Raw genomic sequence first — 15,400 nt, 5'->3', positions numbered from 1 at the left:
GCGCGCCCATGTTGTCGCGACAATTGAAGCAAGCGACGCGCCGCCCCTTCTGAGCGCGTCCAGCGGCTTTGCAGACACCGGCGCTCGACGGCGACGGATGCGATGTGCGCTGCGGCGCGTCCGTGGGGTACCCCCTGCCCCAGCGATCGCTGACGCGCATTGCCCGCGCCGCGCCAGGCGCATGCGCCATGGCCGCCAGCGCCCGAGAGTCGGCGGCCATGGCGGCGGCATCCGCCAGCCAGCGAGCATCGCGCTATTGGATGGCCTGAGGATCGGCGGCAGAACACCAAGATGTGGCGGCCCACGTCCTGGCCATCGGCAGGCGCAATGGGAGACCCGTCTTCGATGGCTCGGCCTCTTTTGTCGGCAACGAAGCAGATCCCTACCAACCGAATGCATGGCGCCAAGCCGGCAAGCGCAGAAGTTGGTTCCGCGCTCCATCGGTAGCGCATGTGCCAGACGCGGGCAGTGGGACCTGGAGGGGGCGGCGCGTGGTTCCACGTGAAACACGCCAACACTACCTTGCGCACCGGGCCGGTTCCACGTGGAACCATCCTCGACGTCGGTACGACCGTCGAGGCAAGTCACCAGCCCTGGCAGGCGCCTTCGATCTTGCCGTGTTCCACGTGGAACACACGCACGTCAGCGAGCAACTCCGCTGGCCAGTGCGGCGGCCGCTCAGTGCCCGTCAATAGCACCTGCGCATCCGCAGCATGGAGGAACTCGAGTACCTGGCGCTGGTGATCGCGATCCAGCTCCGATGCCAGGTCGTCCAGCGCGACGACGGGCCAACGCCCGCCAGCCGCGTCGGCACAGTCCGCTGCCTGTGCAAGCAGGCAGCACAGCGCGGCCTGCTTGGCCTGGCCGCGCGACAGCAATCCTTGTTCGGGCCGCGCCTCGAAGGCGATCCGCCAGTCCGCGCGATGTGGCCCGACGGAGGTATGACCAAGCGCACGATCCCGATCGCGCGTGACCAGCAGTGCGTCCGCCAGCGACAGGTCGTTCCTGCGCCACCCTGGCTGGAACGACAGGGTCGCCTCCCCCAGCGCAGGGGCCAGCACCGCTGCGATCCGCTGCAGCGCCGTCTGCAACCGCGCCAGATAGGCCTCGCGGCGCAGATCGAGCGGCTGGCCCGAGTCCGCGAGCTCGTGATCCCAGGCGTCCAGCTGCGAACCACCAACGCCAGCCTTCAGTAACGCGTTGCGTTGGCGCAGCGCTCGCGCGTAGCGCCGCCACTGCGTCAGAAAGTCCTGTTCCACGTGGAACAATCCCCAATCGAGATAGCGGCGTCGGATCTCGCTTCCGCCGGACATCAGTGCGTGGCTGCCAGGTTCGAAGGTCACCACCATCAGTGCGGCGCACAACTCGCCGAGTTGGCCGACGGACTGACCATCGAGCCGCCCCGTCCACGCCTGCCCGCTATGGCGCAGCCCCGCGCGCCGCCGCTGCTCGGGACGTGCGGGGTCCGGTCGCCACTCCGCATAGACCTCCAGCGCTTCGGCGCCCCGCTGGATCAGGCCATCGCGCACCCGGCCGCGAAAGCTGCGGCCATAGGCCATCAGGTGCAGGCCCTCGAGCACGCTGCTCTTGCCGGCACCATTGGCGCCCAGCAACAGATTCAGGCGCGGTCCCGGCGCGAGGGAGACCGCATCCAGGTTCCGTACGCGGCCAAGATCGAGTCGAGTGAGCTGCACGCAAGTCCTGTGAAGTCGACAACGGAAAACGCCCGGCATGGCCGGGCGCTTGTTCCACGTGAAACAGTGCGTCGGGCGGGCCCGCGCATGATAGTCCGGTCGTCAGAGACGCAGCGGCATGACCACGTGGCGGCTGCGCTCGTCCGCGGCCTCGCGCACCAGCGCCGAGGAGTTGGCATCGCGCAGCTTCAGGATCACCTGTTCGCCACGCAGCGCAGTCAGCGCGTCGAGCAGGTAGTTGACGTTGAAACCGACCGCGAGCTCGTCGACCTTCGTATCGGCCTCGACCTCTTCGTGCGCCTCTTCCTGCTCGGGGTTGTGCGCATTGATCCGCAGCATCCCCGGCGAGACCTCGACGCGCACACCACGGTACTTCTCGTTGGACAGGATCGCCACGCGCTGCAGCGCCGCGCGCAGCAGCTCGCGGTCCACTGCGACTTCGCGGTCGGCACCGATCGGAATCACGGCTTCGTAGTCGGGGAAGCGACCGTCGATCAACTTGCTGGTGAACGTCACATCGTCGCGCTTGACCCGCAGATGGTTGCGGCCCAGCTCCAGCTCCAGAATCTTGTCGCCGCCCTCGAGCAGGCGCTGCAGCTCGGTGACACCCTTGCGCGGCAGGATGATCTGGCGCTTGGTCTGCACCGCCGCTTCGAGTTCGGTCTCGCACAGCGCCAGCCGGTGACCATCGGTCGCCACGCAGCGCAGGCGGGTTTCGCCCAGGTCGAACAGCAGGCCGTTGAGGTAATAGCGCACGTCCTGCTGCGCCATCGCGAACGCGGTCCGTTCGATCAGCTCCTTGAGCGCGGCTTCCGGCACCGCGATGCGTTCGGTCGCCTCGACCTCGTCCACCGACGGGAAGTCGCCTGCCGGCAGGCTCGCCAGCGTGAAGCGGCTGCGGCCGGCCTGCACCGTGATCTTGTCGCCCGACTGCGAGATCGCGACCTTGCTGCCGTCGGGCAACGCACGAACGATGTCGAACAGCTTGCGTGCGGGAATCGTGGTCTCACCGTCCTGTGCGTCGTCGACGGCGCGGCGCGAGACCATCTCGACTTCGAGGTCGGTACCGGTCAACGACAGCTGCCCATCCTGGACCTGGACCAGCAGGTTCGCCAGCACGGGCAGGGTCTGACGCCGCTCGACGACGTTGACGACCTGGGCCAGCGGCTTGAGCAGGGTTTCGCGTTGCAGACTGAAGCGCATGTCGGTGTTATCCCCTTGAGCCGTGCTTTCTTAAGATGGTTATAAATCTAAAAAAGGTGGAGCTGGATGCAGCGAAAACCGGGTGATATCTCATTTAAGCCAATGATTTCAAACGAGATTTCACGCCTTCAAACCCGGTGGACAGTGCCTGTGGAGAAGTGGATCAAGCTGTGGGCAACTTTGCAGGTCCGAAATTATCCACATGCTGTCCACTGCGCGTCCCGGTGTTGTGCAATCCCCGGATTTGCGCAGCTTACTCGCTGAGCTTGCGGATCAGCTTGTCCCAATCCTCGCGCAACTTGCCGTCACTTTCGATCAGGGTGCGGATCTGGCGGCAGGCATGCAGCACCGTCGTGTGGTCGCGCCCGGCAAAGGCCTCGCCGATCTCCGGCAGGCTGTGCTCGGTCAGCTCCTTGGACAGGGCCATCGCCACCTGTCGGGGCCGCGCCAGCGAGCGCGTCCGGCGCTTGGACAGCAGGTCCTTGATCTGCAGTCCGTAGTAGTCGGCGACGACCTTCTGGATGTTGGCGATGCTGATCGCCTGCTGCTGGGCACGCAGCAGGTCGCGCAGCGTCTCGGTCGCGAATTCGACGGTGATCGCACGCCCCATGAAGTTGGCGCGCGCGGCCAGCGTGTTGAGCGCGCCCTCCAGGTCGCGCACGTTCGAATGCATCTTCTTGGCGAGCAGGAACGCCACGTCGTCAGGGACCTGGGTGCCGCGCTCGGCGGCCTTGGCCAGCACGATCGCGGCGCGCGTCTCGAAGTCCGGCGGGTCGATCGCCACCGACAGCCCCCACGCCAGCCGCGACTTGAGCCGCGGCTCCAGGCCGTCGACCTCACGCGGATAGCGGTCGCAGGTCATGATGATCTGCTGCTTGCTGTCGAACAGCGTGTTGAAGGTGTGGAAGAACTCTTCCTGGGTGCGGTCCTTGCCGGCAAAGAACTGGATGTCGTCGATCAGCAGCGCGTCGATCTGGCGGAACTGGCGCTTGAACTGGTCCGACGTCTTCTCCTGGATCGAGCGGAAGAACGCGCTGTAGAACTCCTCCGAGCGCAGGTACAGCACGCGCGCGCGGGGGTTCTGCCGGCGCATCTCGTTGCCGGCGGCGAACATCAGATGGGTCTTGCCCAGGCCGGTGCCGCCGTAGAGCAGCAGCGGGTTGTGCGCGCGGTCGCCGGGCTTGAGCGCGGCCTGCCAGGCCGCGGCCCGACCCATCTGGTTGCTGCGGCCTTCGACGAAGTTGTCGAAGGTGTAATGGCTGTCCATGTTGCCGGCGAACGCCTCGATCGGCGCCGCCGGCGTACTGGAGCGGGACTCGCCGAATGCCGCGGGCGCGGCGTGTGGCGGCGGCGGGGCGGCAGCGCGTGGCAGCGACCCGACCTGCAGGCTCACCTCGTCATGGCCGGCGAAATGCGCCAGCAGCTCGCGGATGCGAGGCATGTAGCGCGCCTGCACCTCGTCGCGGACGAACGCATTCGGCGCGTAGAGCACTGTGGCCTGCGCATCGGCCCGGGCCTGCAGCGGCTTGAGCCAGGTGTGGACTTCCTCGGCCGGATACTCGGCTTCGAGGCGTTGGAGGCAGCGGGGCCAGACATCCATAGGGCGCGCAATCGACCAAAAAGTACGGTGCGGCCGTCGCGCAGCCGCGCGACTTCCGGCACCGGGAAAGAGGGCTGGCAGACTACCATGTCGCCGTCGGCACTCGCCCTGCGACGCGGCGGCGCGCCCGTCCCGTGTCGGAGGGCCGACTTGACCGGCCAGGCGGGGCGCCGCTAGAATTTCCGGTTCCTTTTCGTCGCGTTGCCCCAGAAGGCGTCACCATGGCTACCAAGCGCACTTACCAACCCAGCAACCTCAAGCGCAAGCGCGACCACGGCTTCCGTGCCCGCATGGCGACCGCCGACGGCCGCAAGATCCTGGCCCGTCGCCGCGCCAAGGGCCGCAAGGTCCTCTCGGCCTAATCGCCGCCAGGATGCTTCCTGCCGGAACGGTGCGCCGCAACCTGCCGCGCGCCGTTCCGTCCGCCGCGCCATCCCGATGAACGCAGGTGCCCGCTACCCGCGGCACGTGCGCGTTCGCGCGCGTGCCGATTTCGATCGCATCTTCGCCAGCGCGACGCGGACCGCGTCGCCGTTGCTGGCCGTGCATCTGTTGCCCGAGCCCGGCCCAGCCCGTCTCGGACTGGCGGTCTCGCGCAAGGTCGATAAGCGCGCAGTCGGCCGCAACCGCATCAAGCGCGTGCTGCGCGACCAATTCCGCCTCCTCCAGGCGGCGCTCAAGCCCGGCAGTTATGTCGTCGTCGCTCGCCCGCCTGCGGCCGGCGCCGACAACGCCGCGCTGCGCACGGCCTTCGTCTCCGCATTGCGACGTGCCCGCGCGTTGCCGCTGGACGCCCCGGTCGGCACAATGCCCGCTTCCCCGATTCCATCCACGCCGGCGACGCCCGGCGCATGAGCCTGCCCGCCTGATGAACCAGATCCGTACTTTCCTGATCCTCGCCTGGCTGATGGTTGCCGTGCTGCTCTGGATGGAGTGGGGCAAGGAAAAGGCGGCCGCCGCGCAGCCGGCCCAGACCAGCGCCGCCACCGCCGGCTCGCCGACGGTGCCGACGCCGCAGGCACCAGGTGCCGCTGTCCCCGAAGCACCGGCCGCGACCGCGGCGCCCACCGTCCCGGGTGCGAGCACCGCGCCGGCGACCAGTGCCGCCGCCGCTGCGCGCCGGGTGGTGGTGCAGACCGATGTGCTGCGCGTCGTGCTCGACGGCGGCAACGTGGTCGAGGCCGACCTGCTGGCCTACCCGCAGACCCGGGACGCTGGCAGCCCGCCGGTGCGGATGCTCGACGCCGATCCGCTGCATTACTACGTCGCCCAGGCCGGTTGGGTCAGCGGCAACAACGCCGCGCCCAGTCACGAGGGTGCGTTCGTACCCGAGGGCCAGGCCTCGACCTACACGCTGGCCGACGGCGAAGGCACCTTGGTGGTGCCGTTCGTGTGGACGGGCGCCGACGGCGTCACCATCCGCCGCAACTTCGTGTTCTCACGGGCCGACTACGCGATCGAAGTGCGCGACGAGATCGTCAATGCCGGCAGCGCACCGTGGCAGGGCTTCGCGTATCGCCAGCTGATGCGCACCGCGCCTGCGGTCAAGCGCGGCATGACCAACCCCGAGTCCTACAGCTTGGTCGGTGCGACCTGGTTCGGCAGCGAGATCGGCTACAGCCGCCGCCAGCTCGGCGATTTCGAAAGCGACGGTCCGCTCAACGCGAAAGACACGCAGGTGTGGATCGCGATGGCGCAGCACCACTTCTTCAGCGCCTGGATCCCGCGCGCCGACGATGCGAGCACGATCTCGATGCAGGTCGATCGCAGCACCGGCGCGCCGCGCTACCTGATCCGCGAGCTCGGCCCGCCGATCTCGGTCGCCGCTGGCCAGCAGGCCGCCACCAGCGCCCGGCTGTGGATCGGGCCCAAGCAGGTCGACCTGATCAAGGCACAGGGCGTGCGCGGCCTGGACCGCGTCGTCGACTACAGCCGCTTCACCCTGTTCGCAATGCTCGGCGAAGGCCTGTTCTGGGTGCTGGCCAAGCTGCACGGCCTGATCGGCAACTGGGGCTGGTCGATCATCGGCCTGGTGCTGCTGGTGAAGTTGGCGCTCTACCCGCTGTCGGTCGCGCAGTACAAGTCGATGGCGAAGATGCGCAAGTTCCAGCCGCGTATCGCTCAGCTCAAGGAACGCTACGGGGACGATAAGCAGAAGTTCCAGATGGCGATGATGGAGCTGTACAAGAAGGAGAAGATCAATCCGATCGGCGGCTGTCTGCCGGTGCTGCTGCAGATGCCGGTGTTCTTCGCCCTGTACTGGGTGCTGCTCGAGTCGGTGGAGCTGCGTCACGCCCCGTGGATGCTGTGGATCCAGGACCTGACCGCACGCGATCCCTACTTCATCCTGCCGGTGCTCAACATCGCGATCATGTGGGCGACGCAGAAGTTGTCGCCGATGGTCGGTGTCGATCCCATGCAGCAGAAGATCATGCAGCTGATGCCGCTGATCTTCGGCGTGATCATGATCTTCTTCCCCTCAGGCCTGGTGCTGTACTGGGTCACCAACGGCGGCCTGGGCCTGTTGCAGCAGTGGTGGATGATCAAGCGCTACAGCGAAGCCCCGGCCAAGGCCTGAGCAGACAGCAGAACCGGGGTCAGAGTGGAGTGTCTTCGCAGATGTCCATGTGGCCCCGGGCGCTTCGAAAAGCCACTCTGACCCCGGTTTTGAGGAGGCGTGGATGCAGCCGACCGACACCATTGCTGCGATCGCCACGCCGACCGGTGCAGGGGGCGTGGGCATCGTGCGGTTGTCGGGCCCGCGTGCGGTCGAGATCGCGCGTGCGTTGTGCGGCCGGGAGTTGCGGTCGCGCCACGCGCATCACGTCCGCTTGCGTGACCAGGATGGCGAGACGCTCGACGACGGCATCGCCATCGCGTTCGCCGGCCCGGCCAGCTACACGGGCGAGGACGTCGTGGAGTTGCAGGGTCACGGCAGTCCGGTCGTGCTGCAGCAGCTGCTTGCACGGTGCCGCGCGCTCGGTGCGCGGCTCGCGCGGCCGGGGGAGTTCAGCGAACGCGCCTTCCTCAACGGCCGGCTCGACCTCACCCAGGCCGAGGCCGTTGCCGACCTGATCGCTGCCGGCGATGCGCGCGCCGCACGTGCTGCGCGCCGCGCGCTCGATGGGGCGTTCTCGACGCGTTGCGATGCCCTGGCCGCCGAACTGTTGCACCTGCGCGTGCACGTCGAGGCGATGATCGACTTCTCCGACGAGCCGATCGATGCGCTCGGCGGCGATGTCGTGGCGCAACGGCTCGATGCGCTGGCCGTGTCGCTGGGCACCCTGCTTGCGGAAGCCGAGCAGGGACGCCGGTTGCGCGATGGCGTGCATGCGGTGATCGTCGGCCCGCCCAACGCCGGCAAAAGCTCGCTGCTCAATGCACTGGCCGGCAGCGAGCGTGCGATCGTCACCGAGATCGCCGGCACCACGCGCGATCTGTTGCACGAGACGGTGCGCATCGCCGGCGCCGAGCTGACCCTGGTCGACACCGCGGGTCTGCGCGAGGCTGGGGATGCGATCGAGCGCGAGGGTATCCGCCGCGCCCGCGCCGAGTTGCGCCGCGCGGACTTGGCGATCGTCGTGCTGGATGCACGCGATCCGGACAAAGGCCTGAGCGCGGTGGCCGGCGACATCGCCGATGTGCCGGCGCGATTGGTCGTGCACAACAAGGTCGACCTGCTCGAAGACGCCGCCGCCGTGGACGATGACGTGCTGCGTGTCTCTGCGCGCACGGGTGCGGGCCTGGATGCGCTGCGCGACGCGCTGGCGATTCAGGGCGCCGGACCCGCCGCCGGCGAAGGCGCATTCACCGCCCGGCAACGCCACGTCGATGCCCTGCGCGTCGCCGCCGATGCGGTGGACGATGCGCGCGCGACGCTGCAGGCGCAGACCCTGGAACTGACGGCCGAAGCGCTGCGCGTCGCCCACGACGCAGTCGGCGAGATCACCGGCCGGGTGCTGCCCGATGACCTGCTGGGGCACATCTTCTCGAGTTTCTGCATTGGCAAGTAGGCGGGTGCGGCAGCGGACATGCCCAATGAAAACGCGTATGTTCGGTGAACACGCTGCCAACGCGCCTACAATCGTAGCCCGCACGCGTGGCTGCGCGGTTGACAAATCGTCTGCGCTGCCGCGTGCTACGCACTTTGAAGAACAGGCACCCTGGGGAACGATGATGGTCTCGAATCGATCGACGCCCGCAGTGTCGTCGCGGACCGGGCTGGCCGCGGCGTTGTGCGTGGCGCTGGGATTGGCCGCCTGCGGCGGCCGGGACGATGCGCCCGAGCCCGAAGCGACACCGGCCGAGACCGCGGACGTGAGCCGCCAGGCGGCCGACCAGGCCGCTCGCCAGCAACGCGCGGCCGACGATGCACTCGCTGCGCTCTCGGCCGACGATCTGCGCAAGGCGGCCAGCCAGGCCTACCAGGACAGCCGGCTGTACTTCCCGCCCGGCGAGAACGCGATGGAGTACTACCTGGCGCTGCGCGACAAGACCCAGGGCGACGCCGCGGCGACCAGCGCTCTGATCGATCTGCTGCCGATCACCGTGATCGCGACCGAGCAGAACCGTGACCGCGGCGATTTCGCCGAGGCCCGCCGGCTGCTGGGCCTGATCGAACGTGCGGACGCCACCCACCCGGCGCTCGGCCGGTTGCGTACCAGCATCGCCACCGCCGAAGAGGCGGCCGTGCATCGGCAGCGCGGCGCCGCGCAGGAGGCCGAGCGCCAGCAGCAGATCGCGCGCGAGCGTGCCGAGCAGCAGCGCGAGCAACAGGTCTCGGCGGCGCAGCAGCTACCTGGACCGCCACCGGCCGACACCGCCGGCGCGCGCAGCGCACCGGCGTCCGCACCGACGCCGGCGCCCGCGCAGACGACCCCGCGTCCAGCGCAGGACACGCCGCGCCCGACACCCGCACGTCCGGCGCCGGCGCCGACCCCGGCCACCGAAGCGCCGCCCGCCGAGACGCCGCCGGCCCCGGCCCCGGTCCAGCTGCGCCCGTTGAGCACGCCGGCCCCGCGTTATCCCCCCGACGCGCTGCGTGCGGGCATCAGCGGCGAAGTCCAGGTCGAGTTCACCGTGGCCGTGGACGGTTCGGTCAGCAGCGCGCGCATCGTGCGTGCCGACCCGCCCCGCGCCTTCGATCGCGAGGCGTTGTCGGCCGTGCGACGCTGGCGCTTCGAGCCGGTGCCGGCGCCGGTCACCACGCGGCGCACAATCGGGTTCTCTCCGACCGCCAACTGACGCGAGCGCCCCACCGGCGCATGGCTCGTGCGGACGTCGGGCCTCCGCGCGAGACGGCGCTTGGGCCACGCATGACGCACGCGACCCATGCCGGCGCGAACTCAGCCCGAGATCGCGAGCCGTTCCTGGCGGTAGCGCCACACCGCCAGTCCCCAGAACACCGCCACCAGCGCGAGGCTCGCGAGCAGGTACACCGCCCAGATCTGCGGTGCGATCGGTTCGGCGCGGATGATCTTGAGCAGCAGCTGGTTCTGCGCCAGGAACGGCACCGCGAACTGCCACAGCTCGGTCTTGATCGGATTGACGATCAGCACGAACGTCGGGACCATCGGCAGCAGCATCAGCCAGACGATGTGGCTCTGCGCTTCCTTCATGCTCTTGGCCGCGGCCGCGAGGAAGGTCAGCAGCGAGGTCCCGATGAAGAGCATCGGCAGCAGCACCAACAGCATCTTGCCGATCGCCGCCAGTCGCACATCGAGCATGCGGGTCATGCCGGTGCCGATCTGGGCGCTGAGCTTGAAGGCCAGCAACGTGAGCAGCAACGACAGCAGGCCGATCGCGCAGGCGGCCAGCATCTTGCCGCTGACGATCGCACTGCGTGCGGCGGGCGTGGCCAACAGCGGCTCGATCGACTGGCGTTCGCGTTCGCCGGCGGTTGCGTCGATGATCAGATACGAGCCACCGATGAAGCTCGACAGGATCAACAGATACGGCAGCAGCGCCGCGAGCAGGACGCCGCGTTTGGCCTCTTCGCTGGCCATATCGCGCGTGCCGACCGCGATCGGCTGCACCACCGACGGGTCGATGCCGCGCGCGAGCAGGCGCAACGCGCCGACCTGCTGCCCGTAGCTCGCGATCGCCACGCGTACACGCGTGGCCGGCGTCTGCGCATTGCGCTGGGTGCTGTCGCTGATGACCTCGACCGTCGCCGGGCGCCCGGCCTGCCAATCCTCGGCGAACGAGGCCGGGATCTCGATCGCAACGTCGACGTCCTGCCGGGCGATGGCCGCATCGAGATCATCCGGCGCATCGACCGCGATGATGCCCATTGTCGCCAGATGCGCGACCAGGTTCGGCGCATGCGCCGCGCCGAGCACCGGGACCTCCAGGATGCGGTCCTGTTCGGTCTTGGCGCGCTTTTCCATCATCACGTTCATGCCGGTCATCAACACCGGATACAGCAGCGGACCGAGCAGCAGCGCCATGAACAGCGTGCGCCGGTCGCGCCCGATGTCGAGCAGCTCCTTGCGCATCACGCACCACACCCATCGCAGTGCTCCGCTCATGCCAGCAGCCCCTCTTCCGAGCCGATCGCACGCACGAACGCGTCCTCGAGGTTCTGCGTGCCGTAGCGCGCGCGCAGCTCATCGGAGGTACCGGCGGCGACCACCCGTCCCTTGGCGATGATGACGATGCGGTCGCACAGCGCGGCGACCTCTTGCATGATGTGGCTGGAGAAGATCACGCAGCGGCCCTCGTCGCGCAGTTTGAACAGGAATTCGCGCATCGCGCGGGTCGTCATCACATCCAGGCCGTTGGTCGGCTCGTCGAGGATGACGTTGCGCGGGTCGTGCACCAGCGCGCGCGCGATCGCGGTCTTGGTGCGCTGGCCCTGGCTGAAGCCGTCGGTCTGGCGGTCGAGGATCTCGCCCATGTCCAGCTGGTCGCTCAGCGCCTGCGTGCGCGCGGCGATCTGGTCGGGCGTCATGCCGTGCAACTGGCCGAAGTAGTGGATGTTCTCGCGTGCGGTCAGCCGCTTGTACACACCGCGCGCGTCGGGCAGCACGCCAAGCACGCGTCGCACCGCCGCCGGGTCGCGGCTCGCATCGAGGCCGTCCACCAACACCTGGCCGCGGTCGGGCTTCATCAGCGTGTAGAGCATGCGCAGCGTCGTGGTCTTGCCGGCGCCGTTGGGCCCGAGCAGGCCGGTGATGCGGCCGTCCTCGGCGACGAAGTCCACGCCGTCGACCGCCTGGACCGTGCCGGTCTTGGTCTTGAACGCCTTGTGCAGTTTCTGGGCGGTGATCATCGGCGGAGCTCCGGAAGAAAGAGGGACATCGCAAGGCGCGGCGCGGTCACGGCGACCACCCGTTGAAACTGGTGAATGGCGGCACCGGACGCATCGCGTCCAGGCACTTGGCGTCGAGCGCCTTCGCATCGGTGGATTCGATGAACTGCGCGAGCAGCTTGGGCGCGCAGCCGAGCGCGAACGTGCCGTGGCCCTGGCCCTTGAACACCAGATGGCGTCCGTTCGGCAGGCCGGCCAGCACGCGCTCGGCGTAGGCGGGCGGCGTCACCGGATCGAGTTCGCCCGACATCAGCAGGGCCGGCACATCGGATTGCAGCGCGGCGGTGTGGTTCGCCGGCGGCGCACCCGTCGGCCAGGTGCGGCACGCGCCGAAGAACATGCGCGCGACACTGGGGCCCAGGATCGTGTCGGCGACGCGACCGTCCTCGCGGTAACGGCCTGCGTCTTCGGCGCAGATCACCGACCACTGCATGCCGCGCGTCATCTGGCCGTCGACGTTGCTGTACATCAGTTGCGACAGCGACATCAGCGGGCCGTAGCGGCCCTGCGCCGCTTCGTCGAGGATCAACGGCAGCAGCGACGCGGTCTGCGGCGCGTACGAGAACAGGAACGCAAGGCCGGTCACCGTGTCCGGCGTGACCACGCCATCGCGCTGCGCGCCGGTGGTCGGGTCGCGATAGGTCACCGGGGCCGGCGTCGTGCGCAGCGTCGACAGCACCCCACGCAGCTGCGCCTGCAGATCGGTGGGAAAGCGCGTGCGGCACTCGGCGTCCTGCGCGCATTGCTTGGACTGCAGCGCCAGCGCATCCTCGAAGGTATGCGCGAACTCGCCGCCGACGACCAGATCGTTCGGCGCCACGCCGTCGAGCACGATGCTGCGCGTGTGCTGCGGATAGGCCATCGCGTACTGCTGTGCGACGCGGGTCCCGTAGGAGCCGCCGATGAGGTTGACCTGTTCGGCACCGAGCGCGGCGCGCACGGTGTCCAGGTCGACGATCGCATTGGCCGTCGTGTAGAAGCGCGGATCGGCGCGGCCGTCGAGGCCGGCCAGGCATCGGCCGACGTAGGCGTCGAGCGCGGCGTCGTCGGGTGCGGCCAGCGCATCGAGTTCCATCGCCTTGCCGTCGGCATCGGTGCAGGTCAGCGGGTTCGACTTGCCGGTACCGCGCTGGTCGACCAGCACGATGTCGCGCTGGCGGCGCACTTCGCGCAGGCCGGCGTTGATCTGCGCGGCGAGTTCGGTCGCGGCCTGGCCCGGGCCGCCGGCGAGGAAGAACACCGGATCGGCGGTGCCGCCGTCCTTCGCATCGGCCGGCAGCCAGGCGATGTTGAGCGCGATGCGCCGGCCGTCGGGCGCGCCGGGATTCTCGGGGACCTCGTAGGTCGCGCACTGCGCTTCGATCCGGGTCGCCGCGTTGCCCGCGTCCAGCGTGCAGGCGTGGAACGGGATCTGCCCGAACATCCGCGTCGGCCGGGCGGCCTCGCCGGTTGCCGGTGCCGGCGCACTCCCACTGCAGCCGGCGAGCCCGATGCCCGCGGCCAGCGCCAGCGCGGAAAGCGTTGATGTCCTCATGGAACGTCCTCGAACAGGAAAATGGATTCGATGGGCTCGGCGAACTCGCGTGCGATCCGGAACGCCAGCGGCAGGCTGGGGTCGTACTTTTCCGTCTCGATCGCGTTGATCGTCTGCCTCGACACCTGCAGACGTTCGCCCAGCTGTGCTTGTGACCAGCCCCTTGCCTCGCGCAGTGCCCGCACCCGGCTCTTCATGCCGGGCCCCTTACCGGTACCGCCGCGCGACGACCGATTTCGCGATGCCGTACAGGCCGCACACCAGGGGGAACACCCACAGCATCGCGGCGCTCGCTGGCACGTCGATGACCTGGGCCGCCTGCAGGAACCCGCCGGTCATGTAGCCGAAGGACACCAGCGCGGCGGCGATGCAGATCGCCTCGAGCTCGATGCGCTGCTGCAGCTCGTCGACGCCGCGGATGAAGCGCACCATCGCGCGCAACAACAACGCGATCGGTGCGGCTGGCAGCAGCGCGATCAGCGCCCGCAGCGCCGGCGCCTCCACGGTGCGCAGCAGCAGCAACGAGGCGAACAGCAACGCCATATAGCTGACCATCCCGATCGTCATGTCGCGGGTGTAGCGGCGCTGCAGGGCGGGCGGCGCGTTCACGCAGTCGCTCGCGCCGTGCCGCACGGCGACTGCACCGATCGCGATCGCCGACAGCAGGATCAGCGCGGGGGCCCAGGCCGGGACGGCGGGCAGCAGCAGGCGCAATGCGATCGCCGCGGTCATCAGCATCGCGGCGACGGTCAGCAGGAACTGGTGGCGGAAGCAACGGGTCATGGCGGCCTGCGTTGTCAAGTTTACTTGACAGTGAGCATGCGGCCGCACCGCGCCGGATGTCAAGCGCGCTTTACACCTCGGACCGAAGCGCCTGGGCGAGGGCCTCAAGCCGGTCGTCGAAAACCTTCCGGCTTGCCGCGTCCGGAATCCGCTCGGCCAGCGCGCGCGCATCTGCCAGGTGCGTCGTCAGCGCGCCCGCATCGCCGTCCAGTCGCGCGAGCTCCGCATCCAGCCAGGCCCGGTAGGGCGAAAGGTCCAGCAGCCCGCCGTCGCAGCGTAGGCGCCACGCCGCTAGCAAGGCCCGGTCGCCGACCAGCAGCGCGGCATGGCTGGCCAGGGTGACGGCGATGGGGCCTCGCGACACCGCGGGCGCAGAGGCGAATGCGGCCGTCAACGCGACGGCATCGGTCTGGGCGGCCCCGGCATCGCGTCGGTCGATCGCATGTGATAGCCGCAGCATCCGTCCGCTCAGCGCCAGGCCGTCGCTGGCGAGCGACGCCGACAGCACAGGAATGGCGGCCTCGGGCCAGTCGCGCGGCCGCACGCCGGCCAGGCTCAGGGCCATCAGCTGGCTGATCTGCAGGTGCAGCGCGGCATCGGGTGTCCGGCGCAGCAGGTCCAGCAGCACCCGGCCATCCAGGCGCCAGCCCGAGAGCTGCAACGGCAGCAGGTTGCCCAGGCCCAGCAGCGCGGCGGCGATGGCGCTGCCGATGCAGGCGGCCGCCAGGTGCACCGGCAGCGGCAGCCACCGCGCACAGGCCAACAACAGCACAGCGGTGAGGAGATTGGCCATCGGACCGCCGAGCAGGAACACGGCCTGGTCGAGGCGCGACAGCCCGCGCGTGCCCTGGGGCAGGAGCGCCGCGAACCCGCCGATGCCGTGCAGACGTCCGCCCCGCCGCCAACGCCAGCGCGTGCCGCGCCGCTCGCACCGGAACGGCCCGACGCCGAACGCGATCGCGCGCATGCCGCGCGACAGCCCGGCGACGGCATGTCCGGCCTCGTGCAGCACGACGTGTGGCCAGATCGACAGCACGAAGCCCAGCAGCAGCGCGGTCAGTGCACCGGGCGGCAATGCGTCGAGCAGCGGAATGCCGATCATCGCCGCGCCCACGCCGACCACGGCGCCGCCGATCGCCCCGCCCAGCGTCGGCAGCAGGCGGCGCAGCCCGGTGCGCGACGATGCCGGCGCATCGGGCGGCGGCATCAGCGCCGCGATGTCCGCCTCATGCGGCATCGACGATCGGGCGTTGGTTGCAGACACGATGATGTCC

General features: G+C 69.2%; 14 protein-coding genes. 5 read left to right on the top strand and 9 right to left on the bottom strand.

All coding sequences use genetic code 11. From position 1 onward, the window contains the following. Positions 1-584: 584 nt before the first annotated feature. From recF to dnaA, 3 genes are all read right to left on the bottom strand, one after another. A complete protein-coding gene (recF, locus tag ABE488_RS07245) occupies positions 585-1,694 on the bottom strand; it encodes a DNA replication/repair protein RecF (RefSeq protein WP_346447650.1) in 1,110 nt (369 codons plus the stop codon). 102 nt (positions 1,695-1,796) lie between these two features. Then, positions 1,797-2,897: a DNA polymerase III subunit beta gene (dnaN, locus tag ABE488_RS07240; RefSeq protein WP_346442050.1), complete on the bottom strand. Its 1,101-nt coding sequence runs from the start codon at positions 2,895-2,897 to the stop codon at positions 1,797-1,799. 253 nt (positions 2,898-3,150) lie between these two features. Further along, positions 3,151-4,497, bottom strand: coding sequence for a chromosomal replication initiator protein DnaA (gene dnaA / locus ABE488_RS07235; protein WP_346442049.1), 1,347 nt, complete (start codon positions 4,495-4,497; stop codon positions 3,151-3,153). A gap of 221 nt (positions 4,498-4,718) precedes the next feature. Between dnaA and rpmH the strand changes: the two genes are divergently transcribed. The 5 genes from rpmH to ABE488_RS07210 all read left to right on the top strand — a co-directional run bounded on the left by rpmH (position 4,719) and on the right by ABE488_RS07210 (position 9,741). After that, positions 4,719-4,859, top strand: a complete 141-nt coding sequence (gene rpmH / locus ABE488_RS07230) for a 50S ribosomal protein L34 (RefSeq protein WP_047138036.1) — start codon at positions 4,719-4,721, stop codon at positions 4,857-4,859. A gap of 76 nt (positions 4,860-4,935) precedes the next feature. Next, positions 4,936-5,352, top strand: coding sequence for a ribonuclease P protein component (gene rnpA, locus ABE488_RS07225; protein ID WP_346442048.1), 417 nt, complete (start codon positions 4,936-4,938; stop codon positions 5,350-5,352). Positions 5,353-5,365: 13 nt separating this feature from the next. After that, a complete protein-coding gene (gene yidC / locus ABE488_RS07220; RefSeq protein ID WP_346442047.1) occupies positions 5,366-7,075 on the top strand; it encodes a membrane protein insertase YidC in 1,710 nt (569 codons plus the stop codon). 103 nt (positions 7,076-7,178) lie between these two features. After that, on the top strand, positions 7,179-8,510 hold the full coding sequence (mnmE, locus tag ABE488_RS07215; protein ID WP_346442046.1) for a tRNA uridine-5-carboxymethylaminomethyl(34) synthesis GTPase MnmE: 1,332 nt from the start codon (positions 7,179-7,181) through the stop codon (positions 8,508-8,510). 190 nt (positions 8,511-8,700) lie between these two features. Continuing rightward, a complete protein-coding gene (locus ABE488_RS07210; protein ID WP_346447649.1) occupies positions 8,701-9,741 on the top strand; it encodes an energy transducer TonB in 1,041 nt (346 codons plus the stop codon). A 101-nt stretch (positions 9,742-9,842) separates the two neighbouring features. Here the strand turns inward: ABE488_RS07210 and ABE488_RS07205 are convergent, their stop codons facing one another. The 6 genes from ABE488_RS07205 to ABE488_RS07180 form a co-directional block, all read right to left on the bottom strand. Then, the gene (locus tag ABE488_RS07205) at positions 9,843-11,027 is read right to left on the bottom strand and encodes an ABC transporter permease (RefSeq protein WP_346447648.1); all 1,185 of its coding nucleotides are present in this window, start codon (positions 11,025-11,027) and stop codon (positions 9,843-9,845) included. Further along, positions 11,024-11,770, bottom strand: coding sequence for an ATP-binding cassette domain-containing protein (locus tag ABE488_RS07200; RefSeq protein WP_346447647.1), 747 nt, complete (start codon positions 11,768-11,770; stop codon positions 11,024-11,026). The genes ABE488_RS07205 and ABE488_RS07200 overlap by 4 nt, the downstream gene beginning before the upstream one ends. Before the next feature lie 46 nt (positions 11,771-11,816). Next, complete coding sequence (locus tag ABE488_RS07195; protein WP_346447646.1) at positions 11,817-13,343, bottom strand: alpha/beta hydrolase; 1,527 nt, start codon at positions 13,341-13,343, stop codon at positions 11,817-11,819. Next, positions 13,340-13,540: a helix-turn-helix transcriptional regulator gene (locus ABE488_RS07190; protein WP_346442041.1), complete on the bottom strand. Its 201-nt coding sequence runs from the start codon at positions 13,538-13,540 to the stop codon at positions 13,340-13,342. Before ABE488_RS07190 ends, ABE488_RS07195 begins: the two co-directional genes overlap by 4 nt. 10 nt (positions 13,541-13,550) lie before the next feature. Next, positions 13,551-14,126 (bottom strand): hypothetical protein, encoded by a 576-nt coding sequence (locus ABE488_RS07185; RefSeq protein WP_346447645.1) that lies wholly within the window; start codon positions 14,124-14,126, stop codon positions 13,551-13,553. A gap of 70 nt (positions 14,127-14,196) precedes the next feature. Next, on the bottom strand, positions 14,197-15,390 hold the full coding sequence (locus ABE488_RS07180) for a site-2 protease family protein (protein ID WP_346447644.1): 1,194 nt from the start codon (positions 15,388-15,390) through the stop codon (positions 14,197-14,199). Between the last annotated feature and the right edge of the window lie 10 nt (positions 15,391-15,400).

Source organism: Luteimonas sp. TWI662, assembly GCF_039673825.1.
GTDB lineage: Bacteria > Pseudomonadota > Gammaproteobacteria > Xanthomonadales > Xanthomonadaceae > Luteimonas.
The sequence above is the reverse complement of the archived record's forward strand: the minus strand, read 5'-3'. Positions and strand labels throughout refer to the sequence as shown.